We start from the raw sequence: 21,598 nt of genomic DNA on the forward strand, positions 1-21,598 counted from the left end.
CACATTAATTATCAATACTATACCATTTCGCAGCTTACATTTCAACGCGCAAAACCTGGCAACCGGGGACAGATGATTGGCTCACTCGCTATTTTCTCCGCAAGGCATTATAAATCTTTGCCGATTGACTGGCAATAAAATTGCTGGCATAAGCATGATCCGCAGTCGCTGTGAAAAAGCTGATCAGGATTGGATCATGGCCATCCTGGATTACCCCCACATCGCAAAGTATTGCATCCAGCTCACCCACCTTATGAAAGACAGGGGTCTGCATGTAGCGCGGGATTTCGTCATTATAAATCGTATTAGCCAGTTCGTTTTTCAGCTGTTCGTTTTTGCTTTTGTTCAGATATTTGCCTGTATAGATTCTTTCGAACACTTTCCCCATTTCGTAGGGTGTGGTTATGCTATGATATTGGTATTTCCGGAAGGCATCTTCACTATGTATTTTGGTCTTGCGCAGTCTCAGATCCCTGACAGTCTTAGCAAGGACATCTTTGTGGCCCCTATCCATCTCAGCCAGCAATTGCTGAAAGGCGTTATTATCACTAACCGTCATCATCCGCTCTATTTGCCGGTCATATTGGCCGGCCTTAGCCGGTGTGGCCTGAGGATACAAGTACTTATAGGTCGCTAAAGCAACTACTAATTTGCTGGTGGAAGCCGTGGGAAATATGTCATCCGCGTTAAATTTGATCGTCCGGCCAGTACGCAAATTTTTGGCAAAGACCCCGACCCGGCCTTCAAAGTTTTTTAAATCATTTTGGATTTCCCGTTCAAGCGGGGAAGCTGCCAGTACAGGGGCCGTAAAAGCCGCCAGCAGAACCAACAGTAACGCAATTTTTTTCAGCATGGGAACCACCTCATCACAATCCATTTTCTACCTAAATTAGTATAGAATAAAATTATGACGAAATTATGACAGCCACCCAGCAGTAAGAACGCAATGGCTATGTCTGCCAGGCCTGTCCAGCTGAATACCGCCATGTTGCTATCTGTAGCCGCAGGATTTCCTTCATAAATAAAAGGGCTGACATCCGTCAACCCTTCTTGTTTTCTCCCGCTGTTACCGCCTTTATATTTACCGGGCAAAATTTGCGTAGAAATTAATGGCCTCCAGGTACTTTGTCACGGAAATATATTCGTTAGGCTGATGCGCCTGGGCATCGTCACCAGGTCCGTAAAAAATAACGGGCAGGGTTAATCCTTGCAGCAAGGTGGAGGCATCTGTATAGAAATTTACGCCGCGCAGGCCGACAGGGGTGCTGGAAATGCGTCCGGCCCAGGTCAGAGCTTTATCAATGATGGGATGTCCTGCCGGGCAGGCAACCGGCTTGCGGTAGTTTACTATGTTAAGTTCGGCCGCCAGTTCCGGATAGGCCGGCCGAAGCTCCTGGATAACAGACTGCACCATAGCCGTTACGTCACTGGCCGTCTGTCCGGGAATGAGCCTGAAATCAATGGTGCAGGTGCAGTTATCGGAAACTACATTGGTTGCCACCCCGCCCTGAATTTTGTTGACGCTAAAAGTAGGCAGACCCAGCCAGTCATTCGGCTGAACGGGGAAGGAGCGCTGATATAAACTGGACACGATGGCATTCATATGAACAACGGCATTAATACCAAGATGCGGCATAGAGCCGTGAGCAGTGCGGCCTTTTGTAACAATCTCCAGCCAGACTGCCCCCTTATGGGCGACGATAACATCGCCGTTGGAAGGCTCGCCGACAACGACAGCACCAATACCGTTCATGCCGCCGCCATCACAAAACGCCTGCGCCCCGCAGCAATCAACCTCCTCGCCGGCCGTTGCCAGGAGAACCATATCCTGACTGGGAGTAATATCCTGTTGTTTTAGCCAGCTTAAAGCAAAAATCATGGCCGCCAGGCCGCCCTTCATATCGGACGCGCCCCGGCCGTAAATAAGATCTCCGGCCTGAACGGCGGCGAAGGGCGGGTAATCCCAGGCCAGATCGCCGGGAGGAACAGTATCCAGGTGCCCTGTGTACAATAGGGCTGGCTGACTGGCCGTCCCTTTCAGCCTGGCAATAAGATTGGCCCGCCCGTTCCCGAAATCAACTACCTGGCTGGCAACGCCCTTTTGCTCCAGCCAGGCTGCCAGCCATAGGGCCAGTTGATATTCCCCGCCCGGTGGGTTGGTCGTGTTGATGCGGAGCATTGACTTGAGCAACTCAACGGCTTCGCCGGCACTTTCCGCGGTTACTGCATTTAGCATGCTGATTCTCCTCTGCTGTGTTGTTTCAAATACACTTCCGCAATTTTTTGTTTTGCCTGGGGATCGGCCTCGCTACATTCCATAACAACCGTACCCTTTTGCAGCAGATACGCCTGATGCGCCATTTCCAGTGCCTTGAAACCGTTTTGTTCAATTAACAGCACGGTAATGCCTTCCTGGTTAATCTGACCGATGGTTTTAAATATTTCATTGACCAGCCGCGGCGCTAAGCCAAGTGACGGCTCATCCAGCAGCATTATTTTCGGATAGCTCATTAAGGCCCGGGCCATAGCCAGCATCTGCTGCTCGCCCCCGCTCATGGTGCCGGCATGCTGCCGCCGTCTTTCGGCCAAGCGGGGAAACAGCGCCAGCACCCTTGCCAGCCCTTGCCGGATTTTCTGCTTGTCGGTGATATTGCAGGCGCCGATGAGCAGGTTTTCCTCCACCGTCATTTTCGGAAATACGCGTCGCCCCTCCGGAACAACCGCCAGGCCGTGCTTGACGATTTCATCGGTGGGTAAAGAGTTAAGCCGCTGGCCGAGGAAGGTTATCTCGCCGGCCAAAGGCTGCACCAGCCCCAGGATGGTGCGGATTACAGTCGTTTTGCCGGCGCCATTGCTGCCCAGAAGGCAGGTAATCGAACCCTGAGGCACAGTCAGCGACACATTTCTCAGTACCGGAATGGCGCCATAGGCTGTCGAAACCTTGGTCAGTCTCAGCATGCCGTCACCTCCTGGCCAAGGTAGGCCCGCAGCACTTCCTCATGACGGGCCACAGCATCAAATGAACCGCAGGCAATGCAGCGGCCATAATTTAGCACCATGACCTGATCGACCAGACCTTTAATAAAATCCATGTCATGTTCAACCACAATAATGGCTAACTGCGGCAGGGTATTCTTCACTGTCTGCAAATCCAGCATTAGGGTTTGAGTTTCGACAGCATCCATCCCGGCGGAAGGTTCATCAAGCAGCAAAATTTGGGGATTTGACGCCAGAGCCCGGCAAATTTCTAACCGCCGGCGGTCGGCATAGGGTAAATCTTTGGCCAGCTTGTGTGCCTGGCTGGTCAGCAGGGTGCCAAAGATACTTAAAACCTCCACAGCTTGTTGTACAACCTTGTCACCGGCGCAGCCGCCCTTGGCCAGGGCCGAACCGAGGCCTGGCAGCTTGCGCACCTCGGCAATCCCCATCATAACATTTTCAACGACATTGAGATTCCAAAACAGCCGTCCATTCTGGAAGGTCCTGGCCAGCCCCAGTTTGAAAACCTGGTCAGGCCGCAAACCGTGGCAGGGCGCGCCATTGACAGCGATACTGCCGCTGGTCGGCGCATAGATACCTGACAGCAAATTAAATAATGTCGTTTTACCCGAGCCATTGGGCCCGATCACCCCTAGTGTCTCCCCCGCCCCCAGAGTCAGGTTTACCTTATCGACCGCAACCAGTCCGCCGAAGCGAATTGTCAGGTCTTTGACATTCAGCAGTTCCATGTTCTCCCTCCTGATGCTGTGTTTTTGGGTTGAAGATACGGTGTTTAAATGGCAATACGCCTTCAGGCATAAAGCGCAGGCAGGCAACGATAACAAGTCCGTAAAACAGCAGGCGGAAATCTTCAAAGGCTCTAAACTTCTCAGGAAAAACCGTCAGGAATATTGCCCCGAGAATAGCTCCCGGTATTGAATCCAGGCCGCCGAATATGATCATGCTTAATACCAGCGTTGACTGTTGAAACCCGAAATTTTCCGGCGCAATAAAATTAATCATGCCAGCATATACGCCGCCGACAATGCCGCCGAAAAAAGCACCGGCCGCAAAGGCCAGCAGCTTGAACAGCGTCAGGTTAAGGCCATAGCACTGGGCCGCCAGCTGATCTTCGCGCATGGCATTTAAGGACAGCCCGAAAAAAGAATGGCTTAATTTGTATATGGCCCAGACTGAAAGCGCGAGAATCACTAAATTGAGGTAATAAAAATTGGCCTGGAAGGGAAACTGAATAAAACCCAGCTGCAGTGGCGATCCGAGGTCATGGCCCAGGATCGACGGCGACGGAATGTTGATTAATCCGTTGGTGCCGCCGGTCAGTTCTTCCATGTTCAGCAGCAGTTCCTGAATAATCAGCCCAAAAGCAATGGTAACAAGGGCCAGATAGTGGCCCTTTACCCTGAGTGCAGGCAGTCCCAGCAGGATGCCGAACAAACTGGCGATAAGGCCGGCCAGCAGCAGCGCCGGCCAGAAAGACAGACCGGCTTTCAGCGTAAGGATGCCGACTACATAGGCGCCGATGGCAACAAAGGCTGCATATCCCAGGCACACCAGCCCGGCTCGGCCTGTCATAAAGTTCAGGCCCAGGGCCATGACCGCATACAACAGCGCCAGGTTCATCACCTGCAGCCAGTAGGAATTTCCGGCCAGCAGAAAGGGGAAGGTCAACGCGAGGCCAAAGGCCATAACCGTGGCTTGTCCAAGGTTATGCCGGAAGTCCTCTTTCAGACGGTCCCAGGCGGGGCGCCGGTACCGAAGAAGGCCGGTAAAGGCCAGGGCCGCCCCGCAAACATAAGCAATAACGACAACCGGGTTTTCAATATTGACAAAGCCAAGAAAAAGCAGATAAACAATGATTTCTGTCAGCAGAATTTTTAGTGACATCCCCTGTTCCTCCTAAACCTTTTCATAAGCGCGTTCACCAAAAATTCCCGCCGGCCTGAACACCAGAAACAGAATAACCATCACAAAGCTGATGCTTTCCTGAAAACGGGACCCGTCCGGAATCAGAGCAACTGCTAAAATTTCCAAGAAGCCCAGCAGCAGCCCCCCGGCAACAGCTCCGTAAACATTGCCTAAACCGCCGACTACGGCGGCGGCAAAGCCTTTAATCCCGATAACAAAGCCCATGTTAAACTTAACGATGCCGTAGGCCATGCCGTTCATGAGGCCTGCGACCGCGCCGAGGGCTGATCCCAGGGCAAAGGTAATGAGGAATATTTTGTTGACCTTAATCCCCATCATCATAGCGGCTTCCCGGTCCTGGGCAGTGGCCCTGATATACCGGCCAAACGCTGTTTTTTCGATCAGCAGGTACAAGCCGGTAATGAGCCCGCCGGCCAGCAGTACAGTTAAAATTACGTCAGGCTTGATGAAAACGCCGCCCAGGGCCAGGCCCGGCATATTAATTAGAAGGGGAAAGGGCTGAGGATTGCGGCCGTTGGGGAAGAACAGCATAATCGATTCCCGCATAACGATGGATGCGCCCAGTGTAATCAGCAATGTCATGATCTCCGGCGCATTGCGCAGCGGCTTAATAATGACTTTCTCCATGGCCATCCCCACTGCCGCGCCGGCTGCCAGCACCGCCAGGAAAACCAGGGCAAAAAAGAGTATCGAACCGGACAGCAAGCCTGTTGCCAGCAAAACCTCGCTGGCTACCAGGGCGCAGAAGGCTCCCAGCATAAATACTTCGCCATGGGCAAAGTTAACAACCTCAATGACGCCAAAAAACAAAGTAAAGCCAACAGCAATCAGCGCATACATAAAGCCCAGACTCAGGCCGTTTAACAGTTGTTGTATGATAAGTTCGCCGGACAAAAGCATCACTCCATTCGCCAGGGTTTGCTTAATTTTTCTGGATCTGTTTATCTTTTACTTTCAGGGTCGAGCGGTAATAGGGGACCCATTTGCCCTCTTCGCTGATATAGGTGGTAATAATCTGGAGGCGGGTCTGCCCTTGTTCATCAAACGTGGTCTCGCCCAGTATCCCCTGGAAATTTGTTATGCCGCGGATCGCGCCGGCAAGCTTGGCGCGGTCAGGGCCAACCTGCTCCAGGCCTTTAATAATGATGTTGGCTGCATCATAAGCAAAGGGGGCGTAGGCCTCGTGCGGTTCCGCATATTTGGCCGCGGCGTAAGCCTTGATGAAATCTTGGCCGCCCGGCAAATCCTCAAGCGGTTTGCCGATACCGTGGGCGAGCGTGCCGTCAGCGGCAGGTCCGGCAATCTTGTTAAACGTATCGGAGAGAATCCCTGAATCGCTCATAAAAATAGCCGTCATTTTCAATTCCGTCATTTGCCGTTTAATAAGCGCGGCTTCGGTGGCAACCCCGCCGAAAAACACCATGTCGGGATTCTTGCTTTTAATTGTCGTCAGCAGAGCGGAAAAATCCTGCTGCCCAACCGAAATGCCGTCAAAAGCAACTACTTCGCCGCCATTATTCTTGACTGAGGCAATAAATTGTTCGGCATTGGTTTTCCCGTAGTCTGTCTTATCATGAATGACGGCAAAGGTTTTCAGGCCCCAGTCTTTTGCAGCCACATTGCCGGCCACTTCATTCTGGATATCGGCGGCTGTTATCACCCGGGTTATTTCTTTAAAGCCGTCTTTGGTAATGTTGGGGTGAATGGCGGCGGCAATAACGGCCGGCAAGCCGTTTTTGTGAAATACCGGCACCGTGGCCAGAGCCGCGCCGCTGTTGAAATGGGCCACAACGCCAACAATATTAGGATCTGAGGTCAGCTTATTGGCGGCGTTAACGGCAGTTGTCGGATCACCGGCATCGTCGACGGCCACAAGCTCAAGCTTATAAGGCAGCTTGCCTGTGGCATTGGCCTGATTAATTGCCAATTCGACCGAGTTTTTCATGCCTACACCAATAGCAGAATTGCCGCCGGTCAGAGGACCAACAAAACCTATTTTGGCGACTTTGTTTGTGCTGCCGCCACAGCCGGCCAGCACACCGGCCAGCACAAACAAGACAAGTGTCAGACTGATAAACCGTTTTTTCATCATTTCTTTCTCTCCTTCAAAACAATTAATACCATGCCACTGCCAGCTTTGCCGGCGCACACCTCCCGGTTAAAAAGAATAAGTGCCGATACGGAAACAGTTCCGATCGACACTTCATCGTGCAGCCCAAAGTATTCTATTACATGGTATGCTTTTATTCTATAGCATGAAGGAAAATAATCCATTGTCTCTATAGTACAAATAAATAATGAAATTAATGTCCTTTATAGACAAAGCTACTCATCAGACATACGAATGAGTTTTATCGCCAGTGACATGGCAAAGCGTTGTTCACTGTCGTCCAAATTGCTGTTGAGAATATCGGCAATCTTTTTATACCGGTATTTGATGGTATTATAATGAATATACAATTTTTCCGCAGTTTTTCTTAGATTCCAGTCACAGTCATGAATACAAACCAGGGTCGGCAAGAATTCAGTGCCGTATTTTTCATCATACTGCCTCAGCCTGCCAATGGTCAGATCACAAAACTCTCCGGCTTCGTCGGTATTATATAAAGCTGCCAGCAGTTTATACACACCGATGGTTTTGTAAAATACCGTTTGACTTTGCTTATAGAGCAGCCGGCCAATCCGGGCGGCCGTTTTTGCCTCCTGATAACTCAAATGGACGTCCATTACGGATTTTCTGTGATTGCCGATACCAACCGTAACAAAATAATGATGATTTGTTTGCACATTTGTTTCCATTTCCCGGCAAACGGCCGCTAACTGTGCGTGGAAGGCGTTCAGCTGTACAGTCGGGGTCTCAATGAGAAAAACGATACTCTCACTCAGGCTGGCAAAAATCAGCGGCGCAAAATTATGCTTTATTATTTGCTTGCAGGTTTCAAAGATCTGGCCGCGCACCATCTCCAGCGACTCGATAGTCTGGGAGTCGCCGGCTTCGAGATAGCTTTCCTTAAAACCGTGAATTTCGACCAGAACGGCCGTCAGGCCTTTTGTAAAATCCCAGCCGTACAAGCCGGCCCGGTTTGTCACTTCATCACGGTATTTAATATTGTTCATAATCAGATCCTGAATAAATTCATTTTTATAGCGATACTCAATCTCCAGATTCGATATTTTTTTCTGCACATTAAGTTTTAGCACTGTGCCGGCATGCTCGACAGCAATGTCGTCGCAGTCATCGGCGCTGTCGTCTTGTTCCGGCCGGCAATAAATCAGATATCCGTAAACCCTGTTATCAATCCGTATCGGATAGCTCCTGTACTGGAGCAAAAGGTCTTCCAGCGCCGTGTTTGCCATGCGGTCCCTGAATTGTGGCGTTTGGGCGGAAATATAATTTTTTCTGAAGTAAAGGTCGAAATAAGCGACGTCCCGGTCCAGGATTGCTCCCAGGGTGTTGATAATCTGCTCTGTTTCACCGCCGCTCAAGACAAGGTTAGTGAAAGAGCGGTGGATATTTTCCGATAGCTGCAGCCGGCGGGCCTGGTCATTGACAATTTGGGTCAGGACAGGATGAATGACATCAATAAAGGCAAGATTTACCGGCATATATACGATCGGAAAGGCCAGCTCCTCGGCTAACGCCAGGACCTCTGCCGGCAAAGTGTCAATAAACCTTGTTATTTTGACAAACAAGGCCGCGGCCTGGGCCTGATTAATGTTTTTGATTACATCCAGAAATTTCAACGTATCGTCCTTCATAATATAACCGGTTGTCATGAGGATTTCTCCGCCCCTGAGCCAATTGTGAATATCCGGGGCATCCATGACGGAAACAGACGTCACCATACGGTCCAGGCCGTTTTTCCCCGCCAAAACCTCGAACTTCGCAAATGCCGGCGTTGACAATAACGCTTTCACTGTAATGGCCATTGTTTCACCCTCTCACCAAACCTGCCTTTTTTCCCGCCAATTATGTTCTCCTAAAACAATTACCCTAAATAAAAAAAAATCCTGCCAAATCCGGACAAAATTTGACAGATTAATCTTGCCGCCTGGCGGCAGCTTAACTGATTGACACAATCAGCGCGCCAATGGCAATAAGGCCGACGCCGATAGCATTTAAAAGATTTATTTTTTCGCCGAGTATGACGACAGCCAGCACAGTGGCAATCACGACGCTGAGCTTATCAATCGGCGCCACCTGGCAAACCTTGCCGAATTTTAAAGCCCAGAAATAAAACAGCCAGGACAGGGCACCGGCCAGCCCGCTCAAAGCAATATACAGCAGCCCTCTTTTGTCGGCAATAATCGCGGGGATTTGCTGGATATTGCCCTGGGCAACGACAACCGTCAGCAAAAAGACAGCCATGATTATCGCCCGTACCGCCGTAGCGGCATTCGGGTCGGCCGACTGTAAGCCAAGCTTGCCGAAAATCCCGACTAAGGAAGCGCTGAATGCCGATAGCAGTCCAAATATCAGCCATAAATGGTCCATGAGTTCCTCCTCACATAAAATTTATAGTATAAGCGGACAAATTAATGCCTGGACAACGACCATGGTATATAAACCGGCTGCCGCTAATGCTTCCCGGCAGGCGGGCAATAAAGGCGCCTACTGCCGTTATGGCAGTAGGCGCAAGTAAGCACAGTCTATTTTGCGTGCCGCCAACCCCGATATGTACCTGCGCCAGCGCAGGCCCAGCCTGTTCCTCACCGCCCTGATGCAGACAAAACCGCAATGGCGGCAGCGACAATCGTTACATTACATGCCCAGCACCGCAGCAATTTCCTCTATCATCATGGCAGAAGACTGCAGCCCGTTGCCGGTCGCATACCAGGTAGTCGGGTCAAGAAAGACAATCTTGCCGTTCTTGGCCGCCTTGGTTGCCTGAACCAGGGCATTATCCAGGGTAGTGGCCGCTTTGTGCGTGCCGCCGACAACAACGGTCCTGTCAACAACAAAGATCATATCAGGATTCTTTTCTTCAAAATACTCGAAACCGATCTTCGCCCCGTGGATGCCCACGTTAAGCGCAGGGTCGACAGGTTTGAGGCCCAATACATTATGAATCAGCCCAAAACGGGAACCGGCGCCGAAGGCGCTGATATTGCCGTCATTGGTCAGAACAATCAGCGCCTTGCTGTCGTTCTTCTCGCCCACTGCCCTGACCTCGGCAATCCGGGCGCTGATTTTAGCCAAAGCGGCCTGTGCTTCCGCCTTTTTGCCGAAAATTTCGCCGATCATCAGATTGTTCCGGGAAAGGTCCTCCATATATTTGGCGCTGTCAATACTTCCCATAACAATTGTGGGCGCAATTTTTTTCATTTCATCATACACTTTTTGTTGCCGGGCGCCCAGAATAATCAAGTCCGGCTTAAAGTTGTTGATTTTTTCCAAATCCTTGGCGTAAAAATCTCCCGCATCAGTATAGGCATCGCCCTTATACTTGGCAAGGAAAGGCGGAATATTGGACTTGGGCAAAGCAAGCGCCGGCGCCGCCCCCAAGGCATCGATCGTATCCAGCGCGCCAAAATCAAACAGAACAACCCGCTGCGGGTTGAGAGGAACCTCCGATTCGCCCAGAATATGCGTTACTTTAATGGTAGTCGCGGCCGGTGCCGCTGGCGGAGCGGAGACGGATGACCCGCAGCCGGCCAAAGCCATGGCCAGCATAACCGCCGCCAGCAAAGAAGCCAATTGTTTTTTCATAAAAACCTCCTTCAGATTGTTTTCTATTTTTCCATCCTTAGGGACGGGAAAAATCATCAGGTATAATAGATGCAGATACTGTTGCCCTTTATCTGGTTGATGTCAATATGCATATCGTAAATTTCCGCCAGCACCTCGGAATTGATGATATGGGCGACCGGCCCGCTTTTAACCAGCCGGCCGTGCTTGAGAGCCACAATATTATCGGCATAGCAGGAAACAAAATTGATATCGTGAATGACGATAATAACTGTCTTATCCATCTCATCCACCAGCTTGCGCAAAATCTTCATGATTTGCACGGAGTGCTTCATATCCAGATTATTGAGCGGCTCATCCAGGAAAATGTATTTTGTGTCCTGGGCAATCACCATGGCAATATAGGCCATCTGCCGCTGACCGCCGCTCAGTTCGTCCAGAAAGCTGTCCTGAATAGCCGCAATGCCCATATAGTCAAGGGCCTGGTTGATTTTTACGTGATCTTCATCAGTCAGCTTGCCCCGGGAATAAGGATACCGGCCGAAGCTTACCAGCTCCCGGATGGTCAGCCGCAAGCTCAGGTGATTGGACTGGCGCAGGATAGAGATTCGCCGGGCCAGCTGCTCGTGGCTCCACTGCTGCAGCTCAGTGCCGTCAATATAGATTTTTCCCCCGTTCATTTTCAGCAGACGGCTGACCATGGAGATCAAGGTGCTTTTGCCCGCCCCGTTACTGCCGATAAAGGCAGTAAGCTTGCCTTCTTCCAGTGTTGCCGAAACCTGGTCGACCACTGTTTTGCCGCCATATTTTTTCAATGCCTTTTTAATCTCAATCATCGCTTGCTCTCCCTCAACAACAGAACGATAAAGCATGTCCCTCCGACAAAATTCAAAATGACGCCAATCGTAGTTACTGTCTGTAATATTCGTTCCACAACAAACTGTCCCAAAGCCAGCGCAATCACGCCAATCAAAACGGCGCCCAGAATCATGTCCCGGTGCCGGAACGTTTTAAGCAGCTCTCTGGCTAGACTGACTAACAGAATCCCTAAAAAAGTAATGGGGCCGACCAGCGCCGTAGCTACCGATACCATTACGGCAATCAGCAGCAGGGTACGCCGTACCAGGCGGTTATAGTTGACACCCAGGCTGATCGCCGTGTCCCTGCCAAGCCCCAATACGTCAAAACGCGGCAAATCACGCCGGGAGAATACAAGGACACCCGCAGTGATGACAGCGGAAATCAACAGCAACTCTTCATTGATGATTTTGAAGCTCGCAAACATGGTATCCTGTAAAACCGCAAATTCATTAGGGTCGATCAGCATTTGCAGAAAGGAGGCAATGCCGCTGAAAAAAATCCCCATGATGATCCCAATCAAAACCAGGACATACACATTGCGGTTTTCGCCATCAAAAATAAACTGATAAAGAATGCCTGAGGCAAACATCATAGCGCCGGCGGACAGCAGGAAATGCAGCGTACCGTCCATTGTGGTAAGCTGATGCGCGCCAAACAAAAAGACCACCAGCGACTGAATGAACAGATACAGCGAATCAAGCCCCATAACGCTGGGTGTTAGAATGCGGTTTTCCGTGATCGTTTGGAATACTACCGACGAATAGCCGGTACATATTGCTATCAGAACCATAGCGGCAAGGGCCTTGACCCGGCGGGGAAAATTAAAAGCAGCGTTATCCGCATTCAAGCCCTGAAACAGGAACAGGCCCACGGCGGCGGCGGCAAGGAACGCCAGCAGCAGCAGGATCGTCTGCGCCCGTTTGTCCCGGGACACCTGCAACCTGCCGGCGGCTCTATATAGCATGTTAAACCGCATGCTTGCTCCTCCTTAAAATCATCCACAGGAAAATGGCGCTGCCGATCACGCTCACAATCATGCCAATGGGAATTTCATAGGGAAATAGCAACACCCTCCCCAAAATATCGCAAATCAATACAAAATTTGCGCCAATAAGCGCTGTGTCCAGCAGGCTGTTTTTCAAATTATCCCCTTTGGCCATGCTGACGATATTGGGTACAATCAGGTCAAGGAATGGCAGGGCACCGACAGTCACAGTGACAACGGAAATAATCATTGACACGATAACAAGGCCAACGGCAACGACCTGCTCGTACTTAAGGCCGAGATTCCGGGAAAAATCCCCGCCCATGCCGGCAATAGTGAACTTGTCGGCAAAGAGATACCCGATAATTAAAAAGGGAATGCCGACATACAGCAGTTCGTACCGCCCCATGATAATCAGGGAGAAATCCCCCTGCAGCCAGGAGGTCATATTCTGCACCAAATCGTACTGATAGGCAAAATAGGTGGAAATCGCCGAGACCACGCTCCCCAGCATCAGCCCGATAAGGGGAATGAGAATGGCATTCTTTACCTTGATCCTGGCCAGCAGACCGATAAACAAGAAGGAGCCGGCCAAAGAAAAGGCAAACGCTACCGCCATCTTCGTAAAGTGGGTTTCACTGCCAAAAAATAAAATGGCAACCAGGATTCCCAGCCGGGTCCACTGCACAGTCCCCGCGGTGGTGGGGGAAACAAATTTGTTCTTGGTAATCGTCTGCATAATCAGCCCCGCAATGCCGATGCTGCTGCCCACGACAATAATACTGATCAGCCGCGGCACCCGGCTGATCAGGATGACATATACATCCCGGCTGCTAAGCTGCAGCAAATCTATATTCTTAACCCCGATCAGAATGGACAGGGCCGATAGTAAGACCAGCAGCAAAACCATAAACGGCCTTGTCAGATAAAAATGCTTGTTCATAGATTTCCAATACCTTGTCCCTTCTCACTTCCAAATTAATCGGCCAACACCTTGCACTAGTTCAAGCAGACGGCGCTGGCCACATTGATCCCACCTCTCTACAAACTACCTAACCAGTAAACGCAATTTATCTATCGGTTGTTCTATCGCAGTCAATATGATAACGATTATCAATATCATTCATTAATTATACATTAAATATTTGATAAATAATAGTACATATTTTATAATGTTATTATAATAGAATGTATATTAATCAAAAAGGAGAAGCGCATGGATTTATTGCAGTTGAAATATTTTCAGACAGTGGCCAAGCTGGAACACATGACCAAGGCGGCCCAGGCACTACAAATTGCCCAGCCCGCTCTGAGTGTGACAATCGCCCGGCTGGAAGATGATGTGGGCGTTCCTTTATTCAACCGCACCGGACGCAATATTGTGTTGAATAAATACGGAAAAGTTTTGTTAAAGAGAGTAAACCAGGCACTGAATGAACTGGAGGCCGGACGCCAGGAGATTGCCGATCTGTCCGGCAGCGAATTTGGCTATGTGTCTGTTGCGTCCACCTTTATGGGCAAAAAATTTTGCGATCATTTAGCTGCCTTTGCCCGGCTTTATCCCAACGTAAATTTTCATCTTACGCAGACAACAGATGAGAATGCCAAATTGAGATTACTGGAAAGCGGCGAGGTTGACTTTACTTATATTATTAAGAACATGGAACAGCCAGGCATAGCCTGTGTCCCCTTGATGGAAAAAGACATTTTTCTGGCTGTACCACCGGTTCACCGTTTGGCTGACCGTTGTACTGTGTCGCTGCAGGAATTAGCCGAAGAATCTTTTATTACCCTGAAAGCCGATCATAGTATCCAGGAAACCTGCCACGCCCTGTGCCGGAAAAGAGGGTTTAACCCGAATGTCGTCTGTACCTGTGATACCTCGCAGGGAGTGATTAATTTAGTAGCTGCCGGGTTTGGCGTAGCCTTTTTCCCGTCGCCGAACAGGAAAAAAGCACATTTGCCGTTTGTTTTAATAAAAGTTGAGGATTTTGATTACAAAAGCTTTCTTTATCTTGCCTGGAAGGAAAAGCGCTACTTTTCCCAAGCGGCAATTCATTTTCGCGACTATGTTATTCAGCAAAGCCGGCGAATAAACCAGCAGCTATGAAAACCGGTAAAGAAAACACGGCTTGCGCCGAGCCTTAGCGCAAGCGGAAGCCGATGTTGCCCTTATCCAGGGAAAGTTAACAAAGCCGTATGGAAACAAATGTTTCCATACGGCTTTTTACTTTTCGTTCTCCCCCATTGCCTTTGCCCTGCAGTCAGGCCTGGTTAAGGAGCCGGAAGCTTAAGGGCGGCAGCTGGCCGGTCGCAGCGTACTGGGACAAAAGCCTGTACGCTTTTTGAATAACTTGCTGAAATAATAGGGGTCCGAGTAACCTACGCAAGCGGAAATATCCGTGATGGAGCAGGCGGTGGTATACAACAGCTCCCGGGCGCGCCGCACCCGGTGCTCAATCAAATATTCAAGCGGCGCCATACCGGTATGCTTCTGAAACAGGTAGGCGAACTGTTTGCTGTTTAAGCCATACTTTCTGGCCAATTTAGCCACAGTGAGCGGTTCCATGTAATGATGCTTAATATATTCTACGGCCTGCTCCACCAATTCCCGTCCCGGTTCGTTGTGGCGGCTGCCGGCGCAGGTCAGGCTTTCATCCAGAATACTCAGGAACAGCGACTGGGCCTGCAACGCCGACAGATTGCCCGGCGTTATGCAGACCTCATACAGGCGCTGCAGCAAATCATGAATGCGCGGACTGTAGCCTGTATCAATCTGATAATGGGAAAATGCCTGGGGAAACTCGTTTTTGGCACTGTTGTCCACCTGATAATGGATGACCATATAATTCCATTCAGCGCTCCCCACGACTTCTTTGTCCATTGATATATTGGGACCGCCGTGAAAAATTTTCCCCGGCTCCATCGCATAGGGCACACCGTCAAAAAACATTTTCGCCCGCCCCCTGAGGGGAAAAATCAAACCCGAGACCGGCGGCGTAAATACGCCAAAGCATCTCCCCCCCGGCGGCACCACCGCTTTGACCACATCAACGATTTGGAATCGAATGCGGGTAAAATTTCCCGCCAGTTGATTAATATCCACGTGCATTTTTGTCCCTCCCCGCTCACCTGTGGTCCTCTTGGCTATACACATCTATTGGTAGGCGGTAACACCTACAGAATGTATTATAAATAATGGCCTGATAATAAATGATAATTAATATCATTTATTATAACTATAGTAATTTTAGTAGTGGATGTCAAACCCTTTGGCCACTGGAATGAGGCTGTTTTGGCAATATCTCCATTTACTCAAACTTTTTACCTGGATTTTCGCTGTTTATTTAGGCCTTTTACTGGGAATCTCTCCATTCACGCTACCTTTTTAATTTGCTATTCTATAAGTACTAGCTTATTTGATATTGATACTCACTTTCACAGTTACACAGGCATTAATAAAAGTAGCCCCTGATTCTTTTGTGCATAACGGTTTGGCAGCGAACTGACCTGACGGCCTCTAGCGCAAAGCAGCTATGCAGACAATGTATTTCCATCCGCAAAGGAGTTGACAGTATGAAAAAAAAATTGTCCCCAGCCAGAAAACGCTTCTTGTACGCCCTGGTCGGCAGCAGCCTGTTCTGGCACACGCCGGCAATTATCTATGCCGAAGATACGCCGGAAATCGTCCCCGCCGCCGGCCAGACCGATACCCAAGCGGCCGCCAAGCCAACTGCCAAGCAGCGTGAATTTACGCTGGCGGGGATTGAAGTAACTGCCAGCCGGCAAACACTTTCACCGGCCTACGCCGGCGGGCAGGTAGCCCGCGGCGCCAATCTCGGGGTACTCGGCAACAGGGATTTTATGAACACGCCCTTTAGCGTCACCAGCTACACCGCCCGGACCATCGCAGACCAGCAGGCCAACACGATTTTCGACGTTCTTATCAATGATCCGTCAGTCCGCTTCGCCAGTCCCACGGGACAGGTTGCCGAATACTACAGGATCCGCGGCATGGAAGTCGATATGGAAGATCTTTATTTTAACGGCATGCCGGGCTTGGCGCCGTACTACCGCGTTCCCGTTGAATTTTTGGAACGGGTGGATGTCCTCAAAGGCCCCGGCTCTCTGCTTTACGGCGGTGTGAACGCCTCGGTGGGCGGCGCCATCAACCTGGTACCCAAACGCGCCGGCGAGGAGGACATCACGAATTTTACCACCAGCTATATCTCAGAATCTCATTTTGGCGGCCATCTTGACATGAGCCGTCGTTTCGGGAAAAATAAGGAGTGGGGAATTCGTTTCAACGGGGTATACGCCGATGGCGACACCGAGACCGACGGCCAGTCCCGTGAGCGGCTGCTGGGCGCGCTGGGCGTGGATTACCGCCACGAACGCTGGCGGCTGTCGCTGGATGCCTATGGTAACCAGGATTATTATGACAACGGCCTCGTTTCCATGTATCGATTGGCAACCAAGGTAAAGGCGCCCCATGGTTCGACCAATCTGTTTAAAGGGACGACGGGCGCAGTCCGGAATAACGGGATTTTGTTTAAAGGCGAATACGACTTACAAGACAATCTGACTGCTTACGCCGGCTTCGGCAAAACCGCCGCCCGGGCCACCGGCTTAGTCAATGGCAATCATATTTGGGCTGTGCAGGCCGATGGAAGCGCCTATCCCCGCAACGTGTACAAACAATACTTCTGGACCGATGCCACTTCAGCCGAACTCGGGCTGCGGGGAACTTACCGGACCGGTGAGGTCAAACATCAACTGGTGTTAGGTTCTACTTTTTTAGACTATGACTATTCGGCTGCGACCAAGTCCGCGATTTCAGGCCAGCCGCTGACTGAGTTTCCCATCAATATCTATGATGGCTCCCACTCTCTTGCCCACTATTTCAACAAACTGGAATGGCCGAGCAAGGGCAGCAAGACGGATACCACGGAGCTAGCCAGTTTTCTGTTGTCCGACACGCTTTCCTTTAACGATGACAAGGTACAACTCACTTTAGGCCTGCGCCGGCAAAGTGTAAAAACGGTAAGTTATAGCCAAAGCGCCGGCAATGCCAAATATGATGAGGATAAAACATTGCCGCTGGTCGGCTTTGTGGTCAAGCCCTGGGGCAATGCGGTTTCCCTTTACGGCAATTACATCGAGGCGCTTACCCCCGGCGACCGGGTCCCAAATTGGGATTATTATTATACAAATTCCAACCAGCTGTTGGCGCCCTACGTGAGTAGGCAAAAAGAAATCGGCCTCAAATGGGACGGAGGCAGATTTGCCAATACGCTGTCCCTGTTTCAAATCAACCGCCCCAATCTCACCAATACTCCGGATGGTACGGGAAAATACACTAGAGATTATGGCGGCCTGCAAGAAAGCCGGGGTGTTGAATGGAGCTCTTTCGGCGAACTGGCGGAAAATCTGCGTTTCCTGGGCGGCATGACTTATACTCACGGCAAATTGAAAAAGACGGATAATGGTACAAACGATGGCAATACCCCGTTCGGCGTCCCCAAATGGACGCTAAATGCCGGTCTGGAGTGGGATACGCCGTGGAATAAGGATCTGACGCTGTCGCTGCGGGCCGTGTACACCGACGCCCAGTATATTAACAATACCAATACCATCAAACTGCCGAGTTGGGTGCGTTATGACGTCGGTGCCCGCTACAAAACGATGATTAACACTGTCCCTGTCACCTACCGGCTCAGTGTGGAAAACGTGTTCGATAAAGAATACTGGGCAGGCGCTTTCAGTATGGAGCATTTTGCCACCCTGGGCGGCCCCCGCACCGTTAAGCTGTCGGCAACCATGCAACTTTAACAACACCGGAGGAACAGCATGAAAAGATTAATGGGGCTGATCGTCTCACTCGCGCTGTTGACAGGCCTGCTAACCGGCTGCGCCGGCACTCCAGCGGCAACGGCGCCAGGCAAGCCGGCGGCACAACGCGCTGAGCCGGCGATGCAAGCCGCGTGGCCGCGGACGATTACAGACGTAGCCGGAAATAAAGTGATTTTACAAGCGCCGCCGCAAAGAATAGCAATTCTTCATTCCTTGTATCTGGAATACTTCTTTGCCCTGGGAACACCGCCAATTGCGTCTATGGGTGCTTCGAGGGGCAATGCCATGAAGGCGTTGGCGGAATGGGAGACCCTTAAACCCTATGCAGGCACAGCCGCCATCATGGACTTAGGCAGTGCCCGCGAGTTGAACCTGGAGGCAATTTTAGCAGCAAATCCGGATGTCATTGTTACTTTTAAAGGTCAGGGGCATTTAGCCGAAATTTACGACCAGCTGGCGCAGATTGCGCCTGTCATTCAAGTTGATTTTAACGCTTCCTGGCAGGACCAGACCCTGGCCTGCGCTGAAATTGTCGGGAAAGAAGCCTTTGCCCGGGGTTTCATTGCCGAAACGGAGACAATCATTGCCGCCGCCAGAGATAAGTTGAGTAAACACCACAACAAAACGATTGCCCTGTTCCGCACCGATGGGAAATCATTTATCTCCCGCGGCAACAAGGAGTATTACGAAACTTTCGGAATTGCCAGGCCCCGGGGCTATCCGGATGATTATCAAACCTTATCCCTGGAGGCTGTCGCTGAGATGAATCCCGATTATATTGTTTTTCAGGATTCCACGCAAGCTGCGCAGACATTTGTGCAAGCGCAGGCCGCCTCCTCCGTCTGGCTGTCCTTGACGGCGGTAAAAAATGGACAGGTTATCTATTTTGACGATTCCCTCAATACCTTTGGACCTCTTGCCATGCGGGCCGCGGCTGACAAACTGGTACAGATATTTTCAGAGGAATAATGAAAAAACGGACACAGACTGTTTCATAGCCTGTGCCTGTTTTTTCTCGTTAAAAACGCTTTATCATTGACGAAAAGAGGCAAAATCCGGCTATGATTAGACGACACGGTTTTACAGCTCCCGCAAGGGCCAGTTTTTCCGGATTTTTGCGCGATGCCGTGGACATGCCGGAACTACTCCCGACACAAGCCGGGGCTAAGCGGAAGGGATCATCGGCATGAAACAGACATCCAAACCGGCCCCGACGGCTCAAATCAGTACAAAAGGCCGCCCGTGGACAGCGTGGCTCATCCTCGTAACAGGACCGGGGCTGCTGGCCCTGCTCATGGCGTTTTCCATCACGGCAGGGGCGGCGGAAATTCCGCTGTCTGCGGTATGGGAGGCCCTGTTTCATTTTGACGCAAAAAATACCCGGCATTTGATTATTGTTGATCTCCGCCTGCCCCGCGTTATTGCCAGCGCCCTGGCTGGCGCGGCGCTGGCCGTAGCAGGCGCCATCATGCAGGGCACAACCCGCAATCCCCTCGCTGATTCAGGATTAATGGGCCTGAACGCCGGCGCCGGTTTTGCCCTGGCCATTTGCTTTGCCTTCTTTCCCCACCTGGGCTATATGCAAATTATCCTGTTTTCCTTTTTGGGCGCGGCTCTGGGCGCAGCGCTGGTGGGCGGCATCGCTGCCCTGCGCCGCGGCGGCGCTACCCCAATGCGGCTGGTATTGGCGGGAGCCGCGGTCAGCGCGCTGCTGGCGGCGCTCAGCCAGGGCATCGCCCTGTATTTCAATGTCGCCCAGAACATGATGTTCTGGACGGCCGGCGGCGTGGCCGGCTCCAACTGGGAGCAAATCAAAATTATGGCGCCCTGGATACTCGGCGCGCTGTTGGGAGCCCTCGCCCTGGCCCGCTCCGTCTCCCTGCTGAGCCTGGGCCAGGATGTAGCCAAGGGCCTGGGACTGAATACGATGGTGAATCAGGTGCTGTGCTTGCTGGCCGTACTGATACTGGCGGGCGCCTCCGTTTCCGTCGTGGGTGCCGTTGGCTTTGTGGGCCTGATCATCCCTCATCTGGCGCGGTATTTTGTGGGTGTCGATTACTGCTGGGTTATCCCGGCCTCGGCGGTGTTGGGCGCACTGCTTCTGGTACTGGCCGATTTGGGCGCCCGGACGCTCAACCCGCCTTTTGAAACCCCTATCGGCGCACTGATCGGGCTAATCGGCGTTCCTTTCTTTTTATATCTTGCCCGCAAGCAAAGGATGGGACTATGATGACAAACCAGCCGCAAGCAAACCAAACCTATAAAAGAAGAATTGCTGTGCGCCACAGGGCCGTGATTGCCGGCTGCTCGGTACTGCTCATACTTTCTTTCCTCATCAGCATGAACACCGGTTACACAAAACTGGCGCCGCTGGATACGCTGCGCACGCTGTTCGGCGGCGGCACGGCCAGGGAAAACCTGATTTTGTTCGATTTCCGGCTGCCCCGGATTGTTATTTCCATCCTGGTGGGGGCAGGACTGGCACTGTCCGGCTGCATCATCCAGGGCGTCGCCAAAAACGCGCTGGCCGACCCGGGCCTGCTTGGCATTAACGCCGGCGCAGGCCTGATGGTCATCCTGTATGTGCTGTTCTTCGGGACCCAATCCTTGCTGTCGGTATTCACGCTGCCGTTTCTGGCATTGTTTGGCGCCGGCGCAACGGCGGTGATCATCTATGTGCTGGCCTTCAGGAAAGAAGAAGGCGTAGCGCCCCTGCGCCTGATTTTAACCGGGGTGGCAGTACAGGCCGGTATTTCCTCCCTGACCACCGTGCTGGTAGTCAAACTGGCTGACACACAGTTTGACTTTGTCGCAACCTGGCAGGCAGGCAGTATCTGGGCAAGCAACTGGAAATTCGTGCTAGCCCTGCTGCCTTGGCTGCTGCTCCTCATTCCCTATGTGTTGTTCAAGTCCCGCGTGCTGGATGTGCTGAATTTGGGAGACGATGTGGCCCATAGTCTGGGCGCGGCAGTGGAGCGGGAACGGCGCAGGCTGCTTGCCGCGGCGGTCGCGCTGGCCGCCGCCTGCGTGGCAGTCAGCGGCAGCATCAGCTTTGTGGGGCTGATCGCCCCCCATCTGGCGCGCCGGCTGGTAGGCCCGAGGCATGGGATTTTGCTGCCCACCTGTGCGCTGACAGGAGCGGTACTGGTTGCGGCGGCAGATACCGCAGCCCGGATTATCCTGCAGCCGTCGGAAATTCCCACCGGCATCATGGTGGCCATTATCGGCGCACCGTACTTCCTCTATCTGTTGATGAAAAGCCGCTAACGAAAGGATGATCCAAG

The 21,598-nt window shown here is 51.5% G+C and carries 19 protein-coding genes; 5 read left to right on the top strand and 14 right to left on the bottom strand.

All coding sequences use genetic code 11. From position 1 onward, the window contains the following. Positions 1-88: 88 nt before the first annotated feature. From ACZ481_RS24045 to ACZ481_RS24105, 13 genes are all read right to left on the bottom strand, one after another. Positions 89-853 carry a serine hydrolase gene (locus tag ACZ481_RS24045; protein ID WP_464767871.1) on the bottom strand — a complete coding sequence of 255 codons (765 nt, stop codon included), beginning with the start codon at positions 851-853 and terminating at the stop codon, positions 89-91. A 228-nt stretch (positions 854-1,081) separates the two neighbouring features. After that, positions 1,082-2,236: a M20 family metallopeptidase gene (locus ACZ481_RS24050; protein WP_464767872.1), complete on the bottom strand. Its 1,155-nt coding sequence runs from the start codon at positions 2,234-2,236 to the stop codon at positions 1,082-1,084. Next, on the bottom strand, positions 2,230-2,958 hold the full coding sequence (locus ACZ481_RS24055; RefSeq protein WP_464767873.1) for an ABC transporter ATP-binding protein: 729 nt from the start codon (positions 2,956-2,958) through the stop codon (positions 2,230-2,232). Before ACZ481_RS24055 ends, ACZ481_RS24050 begins: the two co-directional genes overlap by 7 nt. Further along, complete coding sequence (locus tag ACZ481_RS24060) at positions 2,952-3,728, bottom strand: ABC transporter ATP-binding protein (RefSeq protein WP_464767874.1); 777 nt, start codon at positions 3,726-3,728, stop codon at positions 2,952-2,954. Before ACZ481_RS24060 ends, ACZ481_RS24055 begins: the two co-directional genes overlap by 7 nt. Next, complete coding sequence (locus ACZ481_RS24065) at positions 3,667-4,884, bottom strand: branched-chain amino acid ABC transporter permease (protein ID WP_464767875.1); 1,218 nt, start codon at positions 4,882-4,884, stop codon at positions 3,667-3,669. Before ACZ481_RS24065 ends, ACZ481_RS24060 begins: the two co-directional genes overlap by 62 nt. Positions 4,885-4,896: 12 nt before the next feature. Continuing rightward, complete coding sequence (locus ACZ481_RS24070; RefSeq protein ID WP_464767876.1) at positions 4,897-5,820, bottom strand: branched-chain amino acid ABC transporter permease; 924 nt, start codon at positions 5,818-5,820, stop codon at positions 4,897-4,899. A 28-nt stretch (positions 5,821-5,848) separates the two neighbouring features. Next, positions 5,849-7,018 carry a branched-chain amino acid ABC transporter substrate-binding protein gene (locus ACZ481_RS24075; RefSeq protein ID WP_464767877.1) on the bottom strand — a complete coding sequence of 390 codons (1,170 nt, stop codon included), beginning with the start codon at positions 7,016-7,018 and terminating at the stop codon, positions 5,849-5,851. A 233-nt stretch (positions 7,019-7,251) separates the two neighbouring features. Further along, positions 7,252-8,856 carry a PucR family transcriptional regulator gene (locus ACZ481_RS24080; protein ID WP_464767878.1) on the bottom strand — a complete coding sequence of 535 codons (1,605 nt, stop codon included), beginning with the start codon at positions 8,854-8,856 and terminating at the stop codon, positions 7,252-7,254. Between the two features lie 133 nt (positions 8,857-8,989). Then, entirely contained in the window at positions 8,990-9,421 is a 432-nt protein-coding gene (locus tag ACZ481_RS24085) for an EamA family transporter (protein ID WP_464767879.1), read from the bottom strand. Between the two features lie 267 nt (positions 9,422-9,688). Then, on the bottom strand, positions 9,689-10,636 hold the full coding sequence (locus ACZ481_RS24090; protein WP_464767880.1) for a siderophore ABC transporter substrate-binding protein: 948 nt from the start codon (positions 10,634-10,636) through the stop codon (positions 9,689-9,691). 56 nt (positions 10,637-10,692) lie between these two features. Continuing rightward, positions 10,693-11,451, bottom strand: a complete 759-nt coding sequence (locus tag ACZ481_RS24095) for an iron ABC transporter ATP-binding protein (protein ID WP_464767881.1) — start codon at positions 11,449-11,451, stop codon at positions 10,693-10,695. Then, positions 11,448-12,452 (bottom strand): iron chelate uptake ABC transporter family permease subunit, encoded by a 1,005-nt coding sequence (locus ACZ481_RS24100; RefSeq protein WP_464767882.1) that lies wholly within the window; start codon positions 12,450-12,452, stop codon positions 11,448-11,450. The genes ACZ481_RS24095 and ACZ481_RS24100 overlap by 4 nt, the downstream gene beginning before the upstream one ends. Next, positions 12,442-13,404 (bottom strand): ABC transporter permease, encoded by a 963-nt coding sequence (locus ACZ481_RS24105; protein WP_464767883.1) that lies wholly within the window; start codon positions 13,402-13,404, stop codon positions 12,442-12,444. Before ACZ481_RS24105 ends, ACZ481_RS24100 begins: the two co-directional genes overlap by 11 nt. Before the next feature lie 273 nt (positions 13,405-13,677). Here ACZ481_RS24105 and ACZ481_RS24110 point away from each other — a divergent pair, with 273 nt between their 5' ends. After that, on the top strand, positions 13,678-14,571 hold the full coding sequence (locus ACZ481_RS24110; protein WP_464767884.1) for a LysR family transcriptional regulator: 894 nt from the start codon (positions 13,678-13,680) through the stop codon (positions 14,569-14,571). Between the two features lie 180 nt (positions 14,572-14,751). Here ACZ481_RS24110 and ACZ481_RS24115 read toward each other — a convergent pair whose 3' ends face one another. Continuing rightward, positions 14,752-15,573, bottom strand: a complete 822-nt coding sequence (locus ACZ481_RS24115; RefSeq protein ID WP_464767885.1) for a helix-turn-helix domain-containing protein — start codon at positions 15,571-15,573, stop codon at positions 14,752-14,754. Positions 15,574-16,037: 464 nt separating this feature from the next. Here ACZ481_RS24115 and ACZ481_RS24120 point away from each other — a divergent pair, with 464 nt between their 5' ends. The 4 genes from ACZ481_RS24120 (at position 16,038) to ACZ481_RS24135 (ending at position 21,581) form a co-directional block, all read left to right on the top strand. Next, entirely contained in the window at positions 16,038-18,293 is a 2,256-nt protein-coding gene (locus ACZ481_RS24120) for a TonB-dependent receptor (protein WP_464767886.1), read from the top strand. 18 nt (positions 18,294-18,311) lie between these two features. Continuing rightward, positions 18,312-19,283 (top strand): ABC transporter substrate-binding protein, encoded by a 972-nt coding sequence (locus tag ACZ481_RS24125; protein ID WP_464767887.1) that lies wholly within the window; start codon positions 18,312-18,314, stop codon positions 19,281-19,283. 217 nt (positions 19,284-19,500) lie between these two features. Continuing rightward, positions 19,501-20,544, top strand: coding sequence for a FecCD family ABC transporter permease (locus ACZ481_RS24130; RefSeq protein WP_464767888.1), 1,044 nt, complete (start codon positions 19,501-19,503; stop codon positions 20,542-20,544). After that, positions 20,541-21,581: a FecCD family ABC transporter permease gene (locus ACZ481_RS24135; RefSeq protein WP_464767889.1), complete on the top strand. Its 1,041-nt coding sequence runs from the start codon at positions 20,541-20,543 to the stop codon at positions 21,579-21,581. The genes ACZ481_RS24130 and ACZ481_RS24135 overlap by 4 nt, the downstream gene beginning before the upstream one ends. Positions 21,582-21,598: the final 17 nt, after the last annotated feature.

The sequence above is a fragment of the Sporomusa intestinalis genome (assembly GCF_055383785.1).